This is a genomic window from Methylovorus glucosotrophus (assembly GCF_009858335.1).
GTDB lineage: Bacteria > Pseudomonadota > Gammaproteobacteria > Burkholderiales > Methylophilaceae > Methylovorus > Methylovorus glucosotrophus.
The window spans coordinates 2112510-2132201 of the sequence record NZ_VMSE01000001.1; the positions used below are offsets into that span (position 1 = coordinate 2112510).

Genomic DNA, 19692 nt, shown 5'->3' on the forward strand with positions numbered 1-19692 from the left:
CAGGTGCAGGTGTGGTAAAGCGACACAGAAATGCATGTGTGCAGTTAACGCGCTGACATGGGGCGCGATTTGTGGATATGCCGTTCAAGTATATGAAATTGAAGCGTGATGAGAGTTGAGCTGCCATGAAATTTGAACTGAAAGTGGCCCGCGGGCAGCAGATTCAATCGCTGGTGCTAGATGCGGGCGATGCGATACAAGCCCAACTGCAGGCTGAGGCGCAAGGCTATAGCGTGCTGGCGGCCAAGGCGCAGGGCAAGCTGGCGGTGGCGCGTGGGCTGGGCAAGCAGAAATTCAACCTGATGCTGTTCAGCCAGGAGTTGTTGTCGCTGCTGGATTCGGGCCTGAGCCTGGTGGAGGCGATAGAGGCACTGGCGGAAAAAGAAGCCAATGCCGAGTCCAAAACCATCCTCACCCAGGTGATGGCGGCACTGTATGAAGGCCTGCCGCTATCGAGCGCGCTGGAGCGCTTTCCGCAGGTATTCCCCGCACTGTATGTGGCGCTGATCCGCAGTAGCGAACGCACAGGCGACATGGTGCAGGCGCTGGGCCGCCATGTGACGTATCAGGGTCAGCTGGATGCCGTGCGCAAGAAGATTGTCACTGCCTCCATTTACCCGGTGCTGCTGATTATTGTCGGCGGGCTGGTGATGCTGTTTTTGCTGGGCTATGTGGTGCCCAAGTTCAGCACGATTTATGAAAGCGCAGGCACTGACCTGCCATGGATGTCGCAAGTATTGCTGGCCTGGGGCCGTTTGCTGCAAGAGCACGGCCAGCAGGTGTTTCTGGGATTTATTGCCGTGGTGAGCGTACTGGGCTATGTGCTGAGCCGCCAGACCGTGCGCGCCGCCATCATGAATCAGGTGTGGAAGATCCCCGCGCTGGGCGAAACCATGCGCATTTATCAGCTGGCGCGTTTTTACCGCACGCTGGGCATGCTGTTGCGTGGCGGCATTCCGCTGGTCACCGCCATGCAGATGGTGTCTTCGCTGCTGCAACCGGCGCTGCGCAACAGCCTGGCCCTGGTCGAGCGCGACATCCGCGAAGGCAAGCCACTCTCCAGCGCCATGGAAGAACATGGCATGACAACGTCCATCGCCATCCGCATGCTGCGCGTGGGTGAACGCACCGGCCGCATGGGCGAGATGATGGAACGCATAGGCGTGTTTTACGACGAGGAAATCGCCCGCGCTGTGGATTGGTTCACCCGCCTGCTGGAGCCGCTCCTGATGGTGGTGATTGGTCTCGTGATCGGCGTGGTGGTGGTGCTGATGTATATGCCGATTTTTGAACTGGCGGGGAATATTCAATGAACCAACCTCTGGACGCCATGTTATCGCCCGCGCTCGATCAGCTTGCCGCGCAAAGCACAGGCAACGACACCATGAGCCCATCTGCTCCGCTCACACTGGCCCAACTCACGCTGACTCAAGTTGAGCAGGCACGCCAGCTTGCCAGCCAAAGCCAGCGCCATGTGCTGGATGTGCTGGAAGAACTCTCGGCGCTGGATGCCGATAGCTTTGCCCAGGCACTGGGCGCCTTGCTGCATTACCCCGTATTGCCCATGGTCGAGCTGCATGCACTGACACCGGATTTTGCCCTGCTGCCGTATGCCGAAGCCAGCAAGCAGGAATGCGTTGCCTTGCGCGATGATGACGGCCAGCTGCATATGGTCTGCGCCAATCCGCTGGACCCTTACCTGCATGGCCGCATGGAGCTGCGCCTGGCGGAGCCCGCACGCTGGGCACTGGCGCACCGCAAGGATTTTGCCGCCTACCTCGCCCGCTTTGAAGAAAGCATGCGCGCCATGGATGGCATACTGCCGGAGCATGGCGATGCCGAAAGCGGCAACAGCGGCATAGAAGATATTTCGCTACGCTCCATCTCGGAAGACACCAGCCCGGTGGTGAAGCTGGTGCGCTCGACGCTGTATGACGCGCTCAAGGCCGGTGCCAGCGATATCCACATGGAAACCGACCCGCACGGCCTCACCATCAAATACCGCATCGACGGTGTGCTGAACATGGTGGGCAGCGTGCAGGGGATAACGCAGGCCGAGCAGGCGATTTCACGCATCAAGGTCATGTCCGAGCTGGATATTGCCGAGCGCCGCGTGCCGCAGGATGGCCGCTTCAAGGTCATGGCCATGGGGCGAGAAGTGGATTTGCGCGTCTCCATCATGCCCAGCGTGTTTGGCGAAGATGCCGTGTTGCGGATTCTGGACCGCAAGGCCGTCACCGATCAGGCCAAGGGCCTCAGCATGGAAGTGCTGGGCTTTGAAGAATCCATCATGGCGCGCTTCCGCCTGCTGGCCGAGGAGCCCTACGGCATGCTGCTGGTCACCGGCCCCACTGGCTCGGGCAAGACCACCACGCTGTACGGCATCATCTCCGAAATCAATAACGGCCAGGACAAGATCGTCACTATTGAAGACCCGGTGGAATATCAGCTGCCTGGCGTGCTGCAGATTCCCGTCAACGAGAAAAAAGGCCTGACCTTTGCCCGCGGGCTGCGCAGCATTTTGCGGCACGACCCGGACAAGATCATGGTGGGCGAAATCCGCGACTCCGAAACTGCGCAGATTGCCGTGCAGTCTGCCCTCACCGGCCACCTGGTGCTGACCACGGTGCACGCCAACAATGTGTTTGACGTGATCGGCCGCTTTACCAATATGAACGTCGACCCCTACAGCTTTGTGTCTGCCATCAACGGCATCATGGCGCAGCGACTGGTGCGCATCATCTGCCCGCACTGCGGGGTGGATGACATGCCGGACGACGAGCTGCTGGCCAAATCCGGCGTAACTGCCGACATGCTGCCCAGCTTTCACTTCCGCAGCGGACAGGGCTGTGGCCATTGCCACGGCACCGGCTACAAGGGCCGCAAGGCGGTGGCCGAATTGCTGGTATTCAATGATTTGATCCGCGAATTGATCGTTACCCGTGAACCCGTGCGCAAGGTCAAGGAAGCCGCCCGCGCCAACGGTACCCGCACCATGCGCGAAGCTGCGCTGGATATGGTGCGGCGTGGCGAAACCACCTTACTGGAGATCAACCGTGTTACCTCGCTGGTCTAACATATCTTCTGGCCTTTCCACAGGCAGCGCCTCTGGCCTGCTCTCGCGCCTGCCACTCATAGGCAAGCTGGGGCGCGACGAATTGCGCGTGCTGGTACAGCCGCACCAGCTGGTGCTGACGCGCCTGGGTGGCTGGCGCAAACAGCGCGTGATATGCGAAGACGTGATCACCATTGCCCGTCCGTCCCCTGCCATGGCCGGTGATGCCGGCATACCCGCCCCTGCCATCTGGCAAGCCGCCCTCACCCAACTGGCCCTGGCGCTACGCGATCAGGCCTGGCAAGCCTGCGAGCCGCGTGTCGTGCTCTCCAATCATCTGGTGCGCTATGTGCTGATTCCCTGGAACGCCAGCCTCAGCCGGCCGGAAGAAAAACACGCCTTTGTGCGCCACTGTTTTACCCAGGCTTATGGCGAGCCTGCCCGGCAATGGGATCTGCGCGTCAGCCCGGCGGGCTATGGACAGGCCGCGATCGCCAGTGGCGTCGACCCCGCCCTGCTGCAAGCCTTGCAGCACTGTTTCGCGGAAGCGGGCATGCGGCTGCAACACATACACCCATTATTAATGCAGGCCATTAACGAGACCGCTCGCCAGCGCAGCAAGCGTGCAGGCAAAGGCAAGCGCGGCAATACCAGCGCATCTGGCTTATGCCTCGCGGTGCTGGAGCAGGGGCGTATCGCCGTGCTGCTGCAACAGGACAAGCAATGGCGCAGCGTGCAGTGCCACAGCGCCCATGTTGACGCCCTGCCCGCCCTGATTCAGCGCGATGCGATATTGGCCGGGCTCGATAGCCAGCCATGGCCGGTATTAATCTACAGCGCTGAACCGGGTGCGCCGCGCGTGCATATCAGTGGCCGTGCGCTGCAGCAGTTCAGCCGTGAAATTCCTTTTGTACGCCAGCCTGGTCTGGCGGAGACCGCATCATGAAAACCCTGGTACTTGATCATGGGCGCCCTGCCCACGCGCAAACCTCGCTTGCCCGTCTGTTGTTGCTGATCGGCGGCGCGGCCGCTGTCGCCACCGGCATTGCCTGGCAACAACTCGACGAACAGCAGCGCAAGCTGGAACAGGATCTGCAGCAATGGCAGCAGCCACGCCGCAGCACCAACAGTCTCTCGCTGAGTGGCAAGGAAAACGCCGCCAAACGCGATGAGATTGCCGCGGTAAAAACCGTGATGGCCGAGTTGGCACTGCCCTGGCGGCCGCTGTTTAAAACCCTGGAAGGCCTGAATACGCCCGAGGTCAAGCTGCTGGCGATTGAGCCCAATGCCAGGCTGCGAAAAATCCGCATTACCGCCGAGGCGATGGACGTGGAAGGCATGCTGAGCTACGTGCAAAAACTGGCAGCACAACCGGTGTTGCAGGATGTGTTTTTGCTGACCCATGAACGCAGCGAAGGCAGCCCCATGCCCGTGCATTTTGTTGTGGAGGCGGCATGGGTACAGTAAATCAGCATGCCATCATGGCCTGGCTGCAGTATCAGGCGCGTCAGCTGGGCTGGCAGGGCTTGGTCGGCTTGGTCTTGCTGGTGATCAGCGCGGCCCTGGTGCTAGGCTGGCTGGTGCCAGGCAATACGCATCTGGCACAGCGTGAGCAGGAGCTGGACGTCTTGCGTGCCACCATGCCACAACATCAGGCCCGCTTTGTGGATCGCTCCCCACAGGCCACGCTCAATACCTTTTATGGCTTTTTGCCCGCGGAAAAAGAAGCCACTCGCCTGCTGGGCGTCATACTGACCACCGCCACCGAGCATCAACTGGTGCCGGAAAAAGCCGACTACTCTCTGGCACGCAGCCCAGCCGCGGCCTTTACCCGTTATCAGATCACCCTGCCAGTGCGTGGAAACTATGTCCAGATTCGCAGCTTTGCCAACCAGGTATTGCAGCGCATCCCCTCGGCGGCGTTGAACGAGATCACGCTGAAACGCCAGGATATCAATACCGAAGCGCTGGAAACCCGTCTGCGCTTCACCGTATTTTTGCAGCGGGGTCAGTCATGAGCGAACGCACGCCTGTTTCCCGCTATGCGATCTGGCTGGGCCTGGCGCTGACACTGGGCGCCACCGTGTGGACATCCATCAACGAACCTGAAGCGGATGTTGCCGCGGCAAGGCCTAAGGTCAGCAAACTTGGCAAGCCCGCTACCGCAATAAAACCAGAACGCCAGGTATTCGCCTCCGGCTCGCGCGGTGAGGAAGCCGCGGATAACGACGAACTGGATATCCGCAAGCTGAGCCAACGCACCAGCGATGAGCCTATTCCCAACCTGTTCAATCTGGAAATGCCAGAGCCCCCTGAGTCTGCCCAGGCGCAGGAAGCTCCACCCGTGCCGCAAACGCCGGCCTTGCCATTCATCTATGCGGGCAAGCTGGTTAACAACGGCCAGCTGACGGTGTTTCTCAGCAAGGGCGCATTGAATTACACCGTGCGCGAAGGCGATGTCATCGGCAAATGGCAGGTAAAACGCATAGAGCCGCCGCAGATGATCATGAGCTACCGCCCATTGAATACCGAAGTTCCCATGATGATTGGAGATATCAATTGAAATTGCCCCGCCCTTATCGCGCTGTTGTTGTTGCATTGATGCTGGGGCTGGCCGCCTGTTCCGCGCAGGAAAAAAAGGTGCAGCAAGGCAATGCCGAATTCCAGGAAGCCCGCAAGCTGGTAAATGCCGGAGATATTGAAGGCGGCATCGCCCGCCTGCGCGAGCTGCTCCGCACCTTTCCTGATAATCCGCAGTATCGCGCCTACCTGAAACAGCAACAGGACATGCAGCTGACCCTGCTGCTGAAAGAAGCCGACCAGAACAAGCAGCAAGGCCGGATGACAGAAGCCGAGGCAGGCTATTACCGCGTATTGGCCCTGGACAATCAGAACCAGCGTGCGCAGGAAGGCTTGCGCCAGCTCAACAATGCGGCCCGTCACGATGCCATGCTGCAGCGCGCGCAGGCTTTGCTTAAGGCAGGCGATAGCGAGGGCGCGCAGAACATCACCCGCGCCGTGCTGGCGGAAGAAAGCAACCATGTGGCGGCGCGCGCCATGTTTGAAGATATCGAACAGAAACGCATAGACAAGATTGCCAACCCGCCACTGATCAAGTCGGCGTTCAAGCAGCCCATCACCCTGGAGTTCAAGGATGTGCCGATCAAGTCGGTGTTCGAGTTTATTTCCAAGGCGGCGGGCATCAACTTTACCTACGACCACGACATGCCGAATGACCAGCGCACCAGCCTGTTCCTGCGCAATACGCCGATTGAAGACGCCATCGAAGTCATCCTTACCAGCAACCAGCTGGCCAAGAAGGTGCTGAATGACAACACGCTGATGATCTACCCCCTGAGCCGCAGCCAGGAATACCAGGAAATGTATGTGCGCAGCTTTTACCTCGGCAATACCGAGGCCAAAAAAGCCATGAACATGATCAAGACCGTGGTGAAAAGCAAGGATGTTTACATCGATGAAAAGCTGAACACGCTGGTCATGCGCGATACGCCCGAGGCCATCCGCACCGCCGAAAAGCTGATCATGTCGCAGGACATGGCAGAGCCGGAAGTGGTGCTGGAGGTGGAAGTGCTGGAGATCAACCGCCGCAGCCTGGAAGCCATCGGCATCCGTTATCCTAGCGCCGTGAGTGTGGGCGTGCAGGGTCGCGATACGGTGAATGGCACCACGACCTTGAGCCCAGGTGAGCTGACTGTGCGTGAGCTCAAAAACTTCAACTCGGACCTTGGTGTATTCAGCATCAGCGACCCGGTATTGGCGCTGAATCTCTTGCAGCAGGATACCGACACCAACCTGCTGGCCAATCCGCGCATCCGTGTCAAAAATCGTGAAAAAGCCAAGATTCACGTGGGTGACCGTATCCCGGTGCTGACCAGCATCGCCAACTCCACCGGCTTTGTGTCGCAGTCGGTCAGTTATATCGAGGTGGGCATCAAGCTCGATGTGGAGCCTACCGTGCTGCTGAATGACGAAGTTTCGATCAAGGTGGGCCTCGAGGTCAGCAACCAGACCGACAAGATCACCTCCAGCTCAGGCACCGTGACCTATACCATAGGCACGCGTAACGCCAATACCATGCTTCGCCTCAAAAACGGCGAAACACAGGTATTGGCGGGCCTGCTGCGCGATGACGAACAGAAGATTTCCAACAAGGTACCGGGGCTGGCTAACCTGCCGCTGATAGGCAAGCTGTTCACCGACCGCAACACCGATCGCACCAAAAAGGAAATCGCCCTGCTGATCACACCCCGCATCATCAGCAACATTACTCCGGCAGATGCCATGTACACCGCTTTCCCGGCGGGTGTGGACCGCGGCCTGAACAAGGCCGCAGGCCGTGCTGCGGTGCAGGAAGCGCCAGTCGCGCAACAGGCAGCCGCCGCGACACCGCAGGATGTGCAAGCAGCCCGTGCACGCGAGGACAAAGCATTTGCCGACTCGGTAATGCGGCCAGTAGACCAGATCAGCGCGCCGCAGGGCGCAACGGCGCCCTGAACCATGACATCGAGGTTTGTGATGCGGGGATTTACCCTGATCGAACTGATGGTAGCGCTGGTCTTGCTGGCGCTGATCCTCAGTTCTGCCGCGCCCATGGTGCAGATGTCCATCAAGCGCAACAAGGAGCAGGAGTTGCGCCGCGCCCTGTGGCAAATCCGCGATGCGCTGGATGCTTACAAAAAGGCAGGCGACGATGGCCTGGTGAAGAAAATCCCGGGGCAATCAGGCTATCCGCCCAATTTGCAGATACTGGTAAAAGGCGTGGAAAACCAGCGTGACCCCAAGAAACGCAAGATCACCTTCTTGCGCAGTATCCCGCGGGATCCGTTTGCACCGGCCAGCGAGACCAACCCGGAAGCCACCTGGGGCTTGCGCAGTTATGCCAGCTCTTTCGATGAACCGCAGCCGGGCGAGGATGTGTATGACGTTTACTCGCTGTCTCGCGAAACAGGGCTGGACAAACGTCCATACCGGGAGTGGTAATGCATAAGCGTAAAGGCTTTACCCTGATCGAAGTGCTGGTGGTGCTGGCGATCATTGCCACCCTGCTCAGCCTGGTCGCCCCTCGCTACTTTGATACCATCTCGCGTGCGCAGGAAACTTCACTCAAGCACGATCTCGCCACCATGCGCGATGCTATCGATAAATACTATGCCGATAACGCCGCCTATCCAGATACCCTGGAAGACCTGGTGCAAGGCAAATACCTGCGCAGCATTCCGGAAGATCCCATCACCAAAAGCTCGCAAACCTGGACTTTTGTTGCGCCTGCCGACCCCGAAACCAAAGGGTCCATCTACGATATACGCAGCGGCTCAGCCGAGATCGCCGAAGATGGAACAGCCTATGCAGACTGGTAAACGAGAGATAGTCCAAAGGGAAAGTGGCCAAGGGGGTTTTGCCCTGCTGGGCATATTGCTGGTGATCATACTCGCGGGCCTGGTCCTGGCAGAGGCCGCCAACAGCTGGAGCAATATGCGTCAGCGTGAGCGCGAACAGGAACTGCTGCGTGTCGGCAGCAAAATACGGGAAGCCATCGGCAATTACTATCAGCGCTCGCCGGGGCTGGTGAAGCAGTATCCGCGCTCGCTGGAAGAACTGGTAAAAGATAACCGTTTTCCCAAACCAGAACGCTATCTCAGAACACTCTACGCCGACCCGCTGACCGGGCAAGCCAGCTGGGGCACACTGGAAGCACCCAGCGGAGGCATCATGGGGGTCTACAGCCTGGCGCAGGGTAAGCCCTTCAAACAGCGCAACTTTCCGCCTATCTATCAAAGCTTTGAAAAGCAGACCAGTTACAGCGAATGGATTTTTGCCTATCTTCCTGACACGGATGCCCTGCTAAACACGCCTTAAGGCTGGTTAATTATGCCTTCACTATCCATCCACAATTTCTGTGGATAAAACTGTGAACAGCTGTGACTTAAAAATGTAACTATGGCTGCCGTAAGGGATTTTTTAAAACGCCTAAAAAATAGTCTTATAAATAACCATTTAAAAACAATGACTTATGTTATGTCATTGGATTGTTAAGGTTTTTCGCTTCAAGTTAATGTAGCACATGAGCTCATGTGCATAACTAGGCTATCGCAGGCAAGGCTTCCCGGGCATTTTTGCCTGTCGCAGCAATGACTTCTGCCAACGGCAGGCCACGCAAATCAGCCAGTACCCGGGCAATGGCAGGCAACTCGTGCGGGCTGTTACGGCCACGATGTCCCAGCCAATCGGGGGCAATATCGGGGGCATCGGTTTCCAGCACGATGGCTTCCAGTGGCAGTTTCCGGGCCAGCTCGCGGATATGCAGGGCGCGGTCATAGGTCATGGCGCCGCCAAAGCCGAGCTTGAAGCCCATCTCCATAAAGCGCTCTGCCTGTTGAAAACTGCCATTGAAAGCATGGGCAATGCCGCCCTTTACGCCGATGCGGCGCAAGTGCTTGAGGATCAGATCGCTGGATTTGCGCACATGCAGGATGACCGGCAGATCAAAGTCACGCGCCAGTTTGAGCTGCGCCACGAAAAAAGCCTGCTGGCGTTCGATATCCGGGTTGGGGATGAAGAGATCGAGGCCGATTTCGCCAATCGCCACGGGCAGGCGATGCTCCAGCTGCTGTTTCAGCGCATCGATATCCTCTTCTTTAGCACGCGCAATAAACAGTGGGTGTATGCCCAGCGCGTAGCGGCACCAGGGAAATTCGGCGGCCAATGCCTGCACGATAGTGAAATTTGCCGCCTCTACCGCCGGCACCACGATGCGCGCAACGCCAGCCTCATGCGCACGCGCGGCAATGTCTGCCCGGTCGGCATCGAACTCTGGCGCATCAAGATGGCAATGGGTATCGACAAGCACGCGCGGCTTCTCCTGGGGTGAGGTGTCCGTGTGGCGGACCTTGGTGATTCAGGGTTGTGGCGGGTGCGGCGTTGCCAGCAAACGGATGTCGCGGCCGATCTGTCGCATGTCGGTAATATCCAGATCAATGCGGGCCGCCATGCTTTGCAACATAGGCAGGGCAAACATGCCACGGGCATCGGCGCCCAGCAGCTTGGGGGCGTAATACAGAATCAGCTGATCAATCAGTCCGCCATGCAGCAAGGCCCCATTCAGCGTGGCGCCGGCTTCCACCATCACTTCATTGATGCCACGGCTCGCCAGGAGTTCCAGCAGGCTATCGAGGCTGACGCGCGACTGATGGTCGGGCAAGTGCATCAACTCTACTCCATGCTGGCATAGGGCCGCGATACGGTCCGCGCTGGCGCTGCCGTAGACTATGAGGGCATTGCCACCTTGCAGGATGCGCGCTTGCGGCGAAATCTGCAGATGGCTATCCACAATCACGCGTAGCGGCTGGCGGCCTTGCAACTCTCCAGCCTCATCCCGCACGCTGAGTTGCGGGTCATCGGCCAGCACGGTGCCTATGCCAGTCAGCATGACGCAGGATTGCGCGCGCCAGTGTTGCACATCCTTGCGGGCTTCAGGGCCGGTAATCCATTGGCTGATGCCATTTTGCAGAGCGGTGGCGCCATCCAGGCTGGCGGCAATCTTGCTGCGCACAAACGGACGACGGCGCGTCATGCGCGAAATGAATCCAGCATTCAGGCTGCGCGCCTGCGCTTCCAGCAAGCCGGACTGCACGGCAATGCCTTGCGCCTGTAAGCGCTGCAAACCACTTCCGGCAACCTGGGGGTTAGGGTCTTGCATGGCGGCGACCACGCGCTTCACACCGGCCTTGATCAAGGCGTCTGCACACGGCGGTGTACGTCCATGGTGGCTGCAGGGTTCAAGCGTGACATAGGCATCGGAGCCTTGCGCCAGATTGCCCGCTTGCCGCAGGGCATGTACTTCGGCATGCGGCTCGCCAGCTTTGAGGTGCGCGCCTTCGCCGACAATCTGACCGTCCTTGACGATCACGCAGCCGACACGGGGATTGGGAGTGGTGGTGTAGAGGCCCTGCTCTGCCAGCCGCAGGGCTCGCGCCATCATCTGATGATCCAGCGCGCTGAACACGGGCTTATTCTCCGGCAGGGTCCGTCAGGCGACGGTGGGGCTTGTCCAGGTCGCGAATCACATCGCTGAAATCGTCGACATCCTGGAAGCTGCGATACACCGAAGCAAAGCGCACATAGGCCACCTTGTCCATCAGGCGCAGCTCCTGCATCACGCTCTCGCCGAGATCGCGCGCCATGATTTCGCGCTCGCCCTTGGCCAGCAGCTTTTGCACAATGTGCTCGATGGCGCGATCCACATATTCGGTGGGCACGGGACGCTTGTGCAAGGCACGGGTAAAAGAAAGCCGCAGCTTGTCGCGATTGAATTCCTCACGGTTGCCATTCTGCTTGACCACTTGCGGCAGATGCAGCTCGGCGGTTTCGTAGGTGGTAAAGCGCTTGTCGCAGGCCGCACAACGGCGACGGCGACGGATGGAGTTGCCTTCTTCATTCACCCGGGAATCAATGACCTGGGTGTCATCGGTACCGCAAAAAGGACACTTCATGAGAGTTGACCAGGCAGGTTAAACGCAACGCGTTGAAAGGGATGAAACCTAGGCAGCAGACCTTCTGCCCATGAACGAGGTTTACCCTCTTCCATGGATATGGACCCGCCAGCCTGATGTTTCACATGTCCCCTTTCATGTGTCGCGATGGTGATGGGCGGGAATTAAGCGCCGTATACCGGGAAGCGGCTGGTCAAGGCATGTACCTTGGCCTTGGTCGCAGCAATCACGGCTTCATCGGTCGGGTTGTCCAGCACATCAGCAATCAGGTTGGCCACCAGACGGGCTTCTTCTTCCTTGAAGCCGCGGGTGGTGATGGCTGGCGAACCGATACGTATGCCGGAGGTAACAAACGGACTTTCCGGGTCATTCGGGATCGCGTTCTTGTTCACGGTGATGTGGGCCTGGCCGAGATAAGCATCCGCCGCCTTGCCGGTGAGGTTCTTGGGACGCAGGTCCACCAGGAACACATGCGACTCGGTACGGCCGGAGATAATGCGCAGGCCGCGCTCTGCCAGGGTTTGCGCCATGATGCTGGCATTCTTGAGTACTTGCTCCTGATACGCCTTGAAATCTGGCTGCAATGCTTCGAGGAAAGCGGTGGCCTTGCCTGCGATCACGTGCATCAGCGGGCCGCCTTGCAGGGATGGGAACACATTGGAATTCAGGGACTTTTCAAACTCAGCCTTGGCGAGAATGATGCCGCCACGTGGACCGCGCAGGGTCTTGTGGGTGGTGGAGGTCACGAAATCGGCATGGGGTACCGGGTTAGGGTAAACACCAGCGGCAATCAGGCCGGAGTAATGCGCCATGTCGACCATGAAATAAGCGCCCACCTTTTTGGCGATCTCGGCCATGCGTGCCCAGTCAAAGCGCAAGGCATAGGCAGAAGCACCGCCAATCAGCAGCTTGGGCTTGCACTCGATGGCAATACGCTCCATCTCGTCGTAATCGATTTCTTCCTTGTCGTTCAGGCCGTAAGGCACGATGTTGAACAGCTTGCCGGACAGGTTGGCTGGGGAACCGTGGGTCAGGTGACCACCGTGGCCAAGGTTCATGCCCATGACGGTATCGCCTGGCTTGAGAATGGAGAAATACACAGCCTGGTTGGCCTGAGAGCCGGAATGCGGTTGCACGTTGGCATATTCAGCACCGAACAGCTTCTTCACACGGTCAATGGCCAATTGCTCAACCTGATCGACAAACTCACAGCCACCGTAAAAACGCTTGCCTGGATAACCTTCAGCATACTTGTTGGTCAGCTGAGAACCTTGCGCCTGCATGACAGCAGGGCTGGTGTAGTTTTCAGAGGCGATCAGTTCAATATGCTCATCCTGGCGCTGACGCTCGGCTTCTATATGCTGCCAAAGTTCAGGATCTGCGACGTTCAGGGTTTTTGCCGTGCTAAACATGTTCAATTTTCCAAGGGCTTAAAAAGTAAATAGGCAGAATTTTAACATGATCAGCCACTTAAAGAATGAATACGCTTCACTCATTGCGCAGTGCATCATTGGTGGCTATATACAGCCATGTGGCTGATTACAACCACCAGTCAACCGAGCGCTAAACTCAAGCCATTGATTAAAAATCAAAAAATATCTGGCACGCGCCTTGCGATACAGCTAATGGCAGTCTCCTAACGTATATCTCATAGGTCTCTTCACCCGCTGTGCATGGCTCAGGCCGCACAGCGGTCTTTTTTTGTGAGGTCCTTGTTGAGCGCTATAATGGCCGAGCATTTATCCCCGAGCGCTTCCATGACCACGATTCGCCAAGACGACTTCATACAGAGCATTTACCAATCCCTGCAATACATTGCCTGCTATCACTCACCTGATTTTTTGCAGGCGCTGCATGAGGCATGGCAACGCGAGCCCGCGCCCGCCGCGCGCGATGCCATGGGGCAAATACTCATCAACTCCTACCTGTGCGCGCAGGGGCAGCGCCCGCTGTGCCAGGATACCGGCATCGTGGTGGCCTTTGTGCAGGTTGGCATGCAGGTGCAATGGGATGCGAAGCTGAGTCTGCAAGAGATGGTCAATGAAGGCGTGCGCCTGGCGTATGGCGATCCGGATAATCGCCTGCGCGCCTCCATCGTCTCTGACCCCGCAGGCAAGCGCCTGAACACACGGGATAACACGCCTGCCGTGGTGCATGTGGAACTGGTGCCGGGCGACAAGGTCGAGATCAACATTTCTGCCAAGGGTGGCGGCTCGGAAAACAAGGCCAAGCTCGCCATGCTGGAGCCGTCGGACAATATCGTCGACTGGGTACTGCGCACGGTGCCGACCATGGGCGCCGGCTGGTGCCCACCGGGCGTGCTGGGCATAGGCATAGGCGGCACGGCAGAAAAAGCCGTTCTGCTGGCCAAGCAATCGCTGTTTGCGCCGATTGATATTCATGAACTGCGGGCACGCGGCCCGGCGGACCGCGCGGAAGAGCTGCGGCTGGAACTTTACGAAAAAGTGAATCGCCTAGGCATAGGCGCTCAGGGGCTGGGCGGCCTGACCACGGTACTGGATGTCAAAATCCTGCAAACCGCCACGCACGCCACCTCACTACCGGTCGCCATGATCCCCAACTGCGCGGCCACGCGTCATATTCATTTCACGCTCGATGGTAGCGGCCCGGCCATATTGCCCGTGCCGCGCCTGCAAGACTGGCCGCAGATTGCGCAGGAATCAGGCACGCCAATGCGCCAGGTGAACCTGGACAGCCTGACCAAAGCCGACATCCTGCAATGGCAACCGGGCGAACAGCTGCTGCTGAGCGGCAAATTGCTGACCGGGCGCGATGCCGCGCATAAACGCATTGTCGATCTGCTGGCCTCCGGCCATCCCTTGCCGGATGGCCTGGATTTTCATAACCGCTTCATTTATTACGTCGGCCCGGTAGACCCGGTGCGCGATGAAGTCATCGGCCCCGCAGGCCCGACCACCGCCACCCGCATGGACCGCTTCACCGACACCATGCTGGGCGAAGCCGGCTTGCTGGGCATGATAGGCAAAGCCGAACGCGGTGAAGCGACGGTAGATGCCATACGCCGTCATCAATCGGTGTACCTGATTGCCATCGGCGGTGCTGCTTATCTGATTTCGCACGCCATCAAAGCCGCGCGCGTGGTGGCGTTTGCCGATCTGGGGATGGAAGCGGTGTATGAATTCACCGTGGAAAACATGCCGGTGACGGTAGCCGTCGATAGCCAGGGCCATTCGGTGCATGAAACCGGCCCGGCGGAATGGCGTCCAAAGATTGCCGACATCCCCATTTTTACTGCCTAGGAAGCGAGTCCCGTCATGGCCCATCTTTTTACTCCCATCACGCTGCGTGAGCTGACTATCCGCAACCGCATTTTTGTATCGCCTATGTGCCAGTACTCCGCCATTGAGGGCATGCCGAATGACTGGCATCTGGTGCATCTGGGCAGCTTTGCCCGCGGTGGGGCCGGGCTGGTGATGGTGGAAGCCACCGGCGTGCTGCCGGAAGGCCGCATTACACCGCAGTGCCTGGGCTTGTGGAACGACACCCAGCGCGATGCCTTGCATCGCATTGTGGATTTCATTCATGGACAAGGCGCCGCGGCCGCCATTCAACTGGCGCATGCCGGACGCAAGGCATCGTCGACCCGCCCCTGGGAAGGCAGCACGGGCATACCCGTCGCGCAGGCTGGCTGGGAGACCGTCGCGCCATCCGCCATACCATTCAGCCCGCAGCATGCAACGCCACAAGCGCTGGATAAAGCAGGCATCGCCCGTATTTCGGATGCGTTTATGGTAGCGGCTGAACGGGCGCTGGCCGCGGGCTTTGACGTGATTGAACTACATTGCGCCCACGGCTATCTGCTACATGAATTTTTGTCGCCGCTTGCCAATCAGCGCGACGATGAATACGGCGGCACCCTGGAAAACCGTTGCCGCCTGCCACTGGAAATCGCGAAGCGCCTGCGCGACTTCTGGCCGCAGGATAAACCTGTGTTCGTGCGCATTTCCGCCAGCGACTGGATAGAAGGCGGCTGGGATATCGCTCAGTCCGTGCAATTCGCACGCTGGCTCAAGGAGATCGGCATTGACCTGATTGACTGCTCCAGCGGCGGCCTGATTTACGATGCCGTGATTCCCACCGGACCTGGCTATCAGACCGAATTTGCCAGCCGTATTCGCAATGAAGCCGGCATTGCCAGTGGTGCAGTGGGCATGATCACCACCTCGACCCAGGCGGAGCATATTCTCGCCACGCATCAGGCCGATGTGATTTTCATGGCGCGCACGTTGCTGAGCGACCCGCACTGGCCATTGCATGCCGCACGCGAATTACGGGCAGATCACCCCTGGCCGCTGCAGTACGAGCGTGCCAAAAGTTTTTGATATTCACTCTTACGCAAGGAAACCCGCATGAAATGGACTGACAGCCTGCGCATCGCTGAAGCGCTGTATGACGCACACCCGGATATCGATCCCAAGACCATCCGTTTTACCGATTTGTATCAATGGGTGCTGAATCTGGAGGAGTTTGACGATGCGCCGGAAAAATGCGGCGAAAAGATACTGGAAGCGATCCAGTTGGCCTGGATAGAAGAGGCAGAATAAGCACTAGGCTCGGGCAGCTGGGAGTAGCGGGTGACTAAGCCCCTGCTCCGGCCCAGGCTTCTTCATCTTGTTTCAGTATTAGCGCAATCCGTCAGATGCTATTGGAATACCGCGGCTGAAGCTGGATCGTCTGACCGCTGTTTGCTGCTTTCGGCTCCTGCCTGCCATCAAACAGCATGGCGATATTGCGCAGAAACAAGCGGCCGATCTCGGTGACGCGAAGTTCATCGCCCTGCAATACCAGCAAACCATCCTGCTGCATCTCCTCCATCTGAGGCAAAGCCGCAGCAAAATAGTCATCAAAATCGATATTCCATGTCGCTGAAAATGCGCGTTTATCCAGGCGTAACTCACACATCACCTGGGTAATGGCCGCGCGGCGCAGCTGGTCTTCGGGGGTTACGTGCAAGCCACGTTCAATCGGCAGCCGCCCTGCCGTCACCGTATCGCGATACTCTGACAGCACCTTGGTATTTTGCGCATAGGCGTTTTCCGTTTGCGAAATGGCTGAGGCGCCCAACGCCAGGATGTCACAATCCTTGTGCGTGGTGTAGCCCTGAAAGTTGCGATATAAGCTCCCCTGCTGCTGGGCACGTACCAGCTCATCCTCGGGTTTTGCGTAATGATCCATGCCAATGTGCACATAGCCCGCCGCCGTCAGGCGATCCAAGGTCATTCTTAGCAACTCCAGGCGCTGATCCAGCGTCGGCAATGCAGATTCAGGTATCAGGCGCTGATGCTTTTTCATCCACGGCACATGCGCGTAATTGAAGACGGCCAGTCGATCCGGCGCCATCGCGATCACCGCATCCAGCGTATGGGCAAAGCGCTCGGGAGTCTGGTGCGGCAAGCCGATGATCAGGTCAAAATTGATACTGTTGATCCCGGCATCGCGTATCCACCCGTACACCTGCTCGATCAGATCCTGCGACTGAATGCGGTTGATGGCCTCTTGCACCTGCGAATCCAGATCCTGCACGCCCAGGCTCAGGCGGTTAAACCCACAGGAAGCCAGTGCATCCACATGCGCACGCGTCAGCTCACGCGGATCCATTTCGCAGCCGATTTCGGCATCGTCCGTCATGCGGAAACGACGGGCAAATGCCTGATGCAGCTTCACCAGATCATCCGGTTTTAAATAAGTAGGTGTGCCGCCACCCCAGTGCATCTGCCGCACCAGGCGATCAGCTGAGGCAGTGTCTGCCACCAGCGCCATCTCTTGCAGCAATACCTGCAGGTAGCGCTCGGCTTTGCTGTAATCGCGCGTGGCCACCATATTGCAGCCGCAGTAATAACAGAGCGTGTCGCAAAACGGGATATGCGCATACAGCGAGATATCGCGCCCGCTGTCACGGCTGGCTTGCAGCTCATGCTGCCAGGCTGCGGCATCAAAGCCGGTATGAAAATGCAAGGCCGTAGGATACGAGGTGTAACGCGGCGCAGCCTTGCTGTATTTGTGCACAAGTGAGGTCGGGAATTCCATAATAACCATTATATATTTATGGTTAAAATTTTCCAGCCTTAATCCATCTGGACTATTGCCTGTGGTATTGCCCGATTTGAGCAAGCCGCGATATCGGAATCCCGTTTAGAATAGGAGTAATTCCATTCAGCAAAGGGCACGTCGCATGCTTGCACCAAAAGAGATTTTCAAGGCTTACGATATCCGCGGTATTGTCGGTAAAACATTGACTCCCGAGATTGTCGAACAAATCGGCAAGGCAATCGGTAGCGAAGCTGCCAAACTGCAGCAGAAAGCCATTTGCATAGGCTACGATGGCCGCCTCTCCGGCCCCGAGCTGGCGGAAGCCCTGGCACGCGGCATTCTCAGCACCGGGGTGGATGTCATACGACTGGGCCTGGTGGCAACGCCTATGGTGTATTTTGCCGCGCATCAGCTCAAGACCGGCTGTGGCGTCATGGTGACGGGCAGCCACAATCCGCCTGACTACAACGGCCTGAAGATGGTGATCGCCGAGGAAACCCTTTCCGGCGAGAGCATCCAGCGTTTGCGTACCCGCATTGAACAACAGGACTTTGCCAGCGGCAGTGGCAAGGCCAGCGATTACGATATTGCCGATGACTACATCAACCGCATTGCCTCTGACATCAAGCTGAGCCGCCCCATGCGCATTGCCGTCGATTGCGGCAATGGTGTGCCTGGCGCCTACGCGGGCAAGCTCTACCGCGCTCTGGGTTGCGAGGTGGAAGAGCTGTTCTGCGAGGTCGATGGCCATTTCCCCAACCATCACCCTGATCCTTCCGTGCCGGAAAACCTGCTGGATCTGATTGCCGCCCTCGGCAAAGGCAGCTCCGAAATCGGCCTGGCATTCGATGGCGATGGGGACCGACTGGGCGTGGTCACCAAAGATGGCAAGATCATCTACCCTGATCGTCAACTGCTGCTGTTTGCAGAAGATGTCCTACAGCGCGAACCCGGCGCCACCATCATTTATGACGTGAAATCCTCACGCAACCTCGCGCCCTGGATCAAGGCACGCGGCGGCTTGCCACTGATGTGGAAAACCGGCCACTCGCTGGTGAAGGCAAAAATGAAAGAAACCGGCTCGGCCCTGGCGGGCGAAATGAGCGGGCATGTATTCTTCAAGGAACGCTGGTTCGGTTTTGATGATGGCCTTTACAGCGGCGCGCGCCTGCTGGAAATCCTGAGCCGCTCGTCCGACCCTTCCGCGCTGCTGAATGCATTGCCAGACAGCGTCAGCACGCCTGAGCAACACATACACATGAATGAAGGCGAGCCGCATGCGCTGATCGCCAGCCTGCAAAAGACCGCTGAATTTGCGGGCGCCACCGAAGTCATCACCATTGATGGTCTGCGCGTGGAATACCCGGACGGCTTTGGTCTGATGCGGCCATCCAACACCACCCCGGTGATCGTGTTGCGCTTTGAAGCGGATGACGAAGCCGCACTGCGCCGTATTCAGGAAGCCTTCCGCAGTGTGATTCTGGCGGCAGCGCCGCACGTGCATCTGCCTTTCTAAACAGGTGATCCATTGAGTAAAACGGCATGGCTGGCGGTGCTAGCCTGGTTGCTGGCGGCTGGCGGCATCTACTATGTGGTGGATGCCCGCATGAACCCCAACCGCAACCCAAGCAGCCAGGGCGGCGAAGTAACACTGCAGCGCGGCATGGATGGGCATTACCGGGCCACCGCGCTGATCAATGGCGAAAAAGTGGAAGTGCTGGTGGACACAGGCGCGACGGGAGTGGCGATCTCAAGCCAGACTGCCGAGCGTCTGGGCCTGAGTAGCCATGTGGCAGCGCGCACCAGCACGGCCAATGGGGACGCCGTGGCCTATATCACGCGCCTTCGCAGCGTCAAGATCGGTGATGTGGAAGCCCAGGATGTCGCCGCCATGATCACGCCAGGTCTGCAAGGCGAGGCCCTGCTCGGCATGTCATTTCTGGGGCGCATGGATGTGCGGCTGTTTCGTGGCAGCATGACCATCAAACAAGGCGATGAACCGGTCCCTGCTGCTAAAGGCGGCGATTTCTGAGCACTGGCATTCCTGCCAGCCCT

General features: G+C 58.4%; 20 protein-coding genes. 15 read left to right on the plus strand and 5 right to left on the minus strand.

Annotated features, from left to right (window positions below):
• The first annotated feature begins 125 nt into the window (after positions 1-125).
• The 10 genes from FNL37_RS09940 to FNL37_RS09985 are packed head-to-tail and all read left to right on the plus strand — an operon-like array spanning position 126 to position 8932.
• Positions 126-1313: a type II secretion system F family protein gene (locus FNL37_RS09940; protein WP_159356014.1), complete on the plus strand. Its 1188-nt coding sequence runs from the start codon at positions 126-128 to the stop codon at positions 1311-1313.
• Positions 1310-3076, plus strand: coding sequence for a GspE/PulE family protein (locus FNL37_RS09945; RefSeq protein ID WP_211371957.1), 1767 nt, complete (start codon positions 1310-1312; stop codon positions 3074-3076). Before FNL37_RS09940 ends, FNL37_RS09945 begins: the two co-directional genes overlap by 4 nt.
• Positions 3057-4001, plus strand: a complete 945-nt coding sequence (locus FNL37_RS09950; RefSeq protein ID WP_159356015.1) for a hypothetical protein — start codon at positions 3057-3059, stop codon at positions 3999-4001. The genes FNL37_RS09945 and FNL37_RS09950 overlap by 20 nt, the downstream gene beginning before the upstream one ends.
• A complete protein-coding gene (locus tag FNL37_RS09955; RefSeq protein WP_159356016.1) occupies positions 3998-4522 on the plus strand; it encodes a hypothetical protein in 525 nt (174 codons plus the stop codon). The genes FNL37_RS09950 and FNL37_RS09955 overlap by 4 nt, the downstream gene beginning before the upstream one ends.
• Positions 4510-5073, plus strand: a complete 564-nt coding sequence (gene pilO / locus FNL37_RS09960; protein ID WP_159356017.1) for a type 4a pilus biogenesis protein PilO — start codon at positions 4510-4512, stop codon at positions 5071-5073. Before FNL37_RS09955 ends, pilO begins: the two co-directional genes overlap by 13 nt.
• A complete protein-coding gene (locus tag FNL37_RS09965) occupies positions 5070-5618 on the plus strand; it encodes a hypothetical protein (protein WP_159356018.1) in 549 nt (182 codons plus the stop codon). Before pilO ends, FNL37_RS09965 begins: the two co-directional genes overlap by 4 nt.
• Positions 5619-5656: 38 nt before the next feature.
• A complete protein-coding gene (locus FNL37_RS09970; protein WP_244948284.1) occupies positions 5657-7570 on the plus strand; it encodes a secretin N-terminal domain-containing protein in 1914 nt (637 codons plus the stop codon).
• Positions 7571-7573: 3 nt separating this feature from the next.
• Positions 7574-8056, plus strand: a complete 483-nt coding sequence (locus tag FNL37_RS09975; protein ID WP_244948263.1) for a type II secretion system protein — start codon at positions 7574-7576, stop codon at positions 8054-8056.
• Entirely contained in the window at positions 8056-8433 is a 378-nt protein-coding gene (locus tag FNL37_RS09980) for a type II secretion system protein (protein WP_159356020.1), read from the plus strand. Before FNL37_RS09975 ends, FNL37_RS09980 begins: the two co-directional genes overlap by 1 nt.
• On the plus strand, positions 8420-8932 hold the full coding sequence (locus FNL37_RS09985; protein WP_159356021.1) for a type II secretion system protein: 513 nt from the start codon (positions 8420-8422) through the stop codon (positions 8930-8932). The genes FNL37_RS09980 and FNL37_RS09985 overlap by 14 nt, the downstream gene beginning before the upstream one ends.
• 223 nt (positions 8933-9155) lie before the next feature.
• Here FNL37_RS09985 and FNL37_RS09990 read toward each other — a convergent pair whose 3' ends face one another.
• From FNL37_RS09990 to glyA, 4 genes are all read right to left on the minus strand, one after another.
• Complete coding sequence (locus FNL37_RS09990) at positions 9156-9923, minus strand: TatD family hydrolase (protein ID WP_159356022.1); 768 nt, start codon at positions 9921-9923, stop codon at positions 9156-9158.
• Positions 9924-9971: 48 nt separating this feature from the next.
• Complete coding sequence (ribD, locus tag FNL37_RS09995; protein WP_159356023.1) at positions 9972-11078, minus strand: bifunctional diaminohydroxyphosphoribosylaminopyrimidine deaminase/5-amino-6-(5-phosphoribosylamino)uracil reductase RibD; 1107 nt, start codon at positions 11076-11078, stop codon at positions 9972-9974.
• 4 nt (positions 11079-11082) lie between these two features.
• Positions 11083-11565 carry a transcriptional regulator NrdR gene (gene nrdR, locus FNL37_RS10000; protein ID WP_015829640.1) on the minus strand — a complete coding sequence of 161 codons (483 nt, stop codon included), beginning with the start codon at positions 11563-11565 and terminating at the stop codon, positions 11083-11085.
• A 164-nt stretch (positions 11566-11729) separates the two neighbouring features.
• Positions 11730-12977 (minus strand): serine hydroxymethyltransferase, encoded by a 1248-nt coding sequence (gene glyA / locus FNL37_RS10005; protein ID WP_159356024.1) that lies wholly within the window; start codon positions 12975-12977, stop codon positions 11730-11732.
• A 345-nt stretch (positions 12978-13322) separates the two neighbouring features.
• On the opposite strand from glyA, the gene FNL37_RS10010 reads away from it, so the two are divergent.
• Genes FNL37_RS10010 through iscX form a run of 3 tightly spaced genes read left to right on the plus strand, consistent with a single transcriptional unit; the run spans position 13323 to position 16151 of the window.
• Positions 13323-14846 carry a fumarate hydratase gene (locus FNL37_RS10010; protein ID WP_170291271.1) on the plus strand — a complete coding sequence of 508 codons (1524 nt, stop codon included), beginning with the start codon at positions 13323-13325 and terminating at the stop codon, positions 14844-14846.
• A 15-nt stretch (positions 14847-14861) separates the two neighbouring features.
• Positions 14862-15929: an NADH:flavin oxidoreductase/NADH oxidase gene (locus FNL37_RS10015; RefSeq protein ID WP_159356026.1), complete on the plus strand. Its 1068-nt coding sequence runs from the start codon at positions 14862-14864 to the stop codon at positions 15927-15929.
• A 27-nt stretch (positions 15930-15956) separates the two neighbouring features.
• A complete protein-coding gene (gene iscX, locus FNL37_RS10020) occupies positions 15957-16151 on the plus strand; it encodes a Fe-S cluster assembly protein IscX (protein WP_159356027.1) in 195 nt (64 codons plus the stop codon).
• 91 nt (positions 16152-16242) lie between these two features.
• On the opposite strand, the gene hemN is transcribed toward iscX, so the two are convergent.
• A complete protein-coding gene (hemN, locus tag FNL37_RS10025) occupies positions 16243-17643 on the minus strand; it encodes an oxygen-independent coproporphyrinogen III oxidase (protein ID WP_244948264.1) in 1401 nt (466 codons plus the stop codon).
• 136 nt (positions 17644-17779) lie between these two features.
• Here hemN and FNL37_RS10030 point away from each other — a divergent pair, with 136 nt between their 5' ends.
• Positions 17780-19153 carry a phosphomannomutase/phosphoglucomutase gene (locus FNL37_RS10030; protein WP_013441659.1) on the plus strand — a complete coding sequence of 458 codons (1374 nt, stop codon included), beginning with the start codon at positions 17780-17782 and terminating at the stop codon, positions 19151-19153.
• A 12-nt stretch (positions 19154-19165) separates the two neighbouring features.
• On the plus strand, positions 19166-19669 hold the full coding sequence (locus FNL37_RS10035) for a retropepsin-like aspartic protease family protein (protein ID WP_013441658.1): 504 nt from the start codon (positions 19166-19168) through the stop codon (positions 19667-19669).
• The last annotated feature ends 23 nt before the right edge of the window (positions 19670-19692 follow it).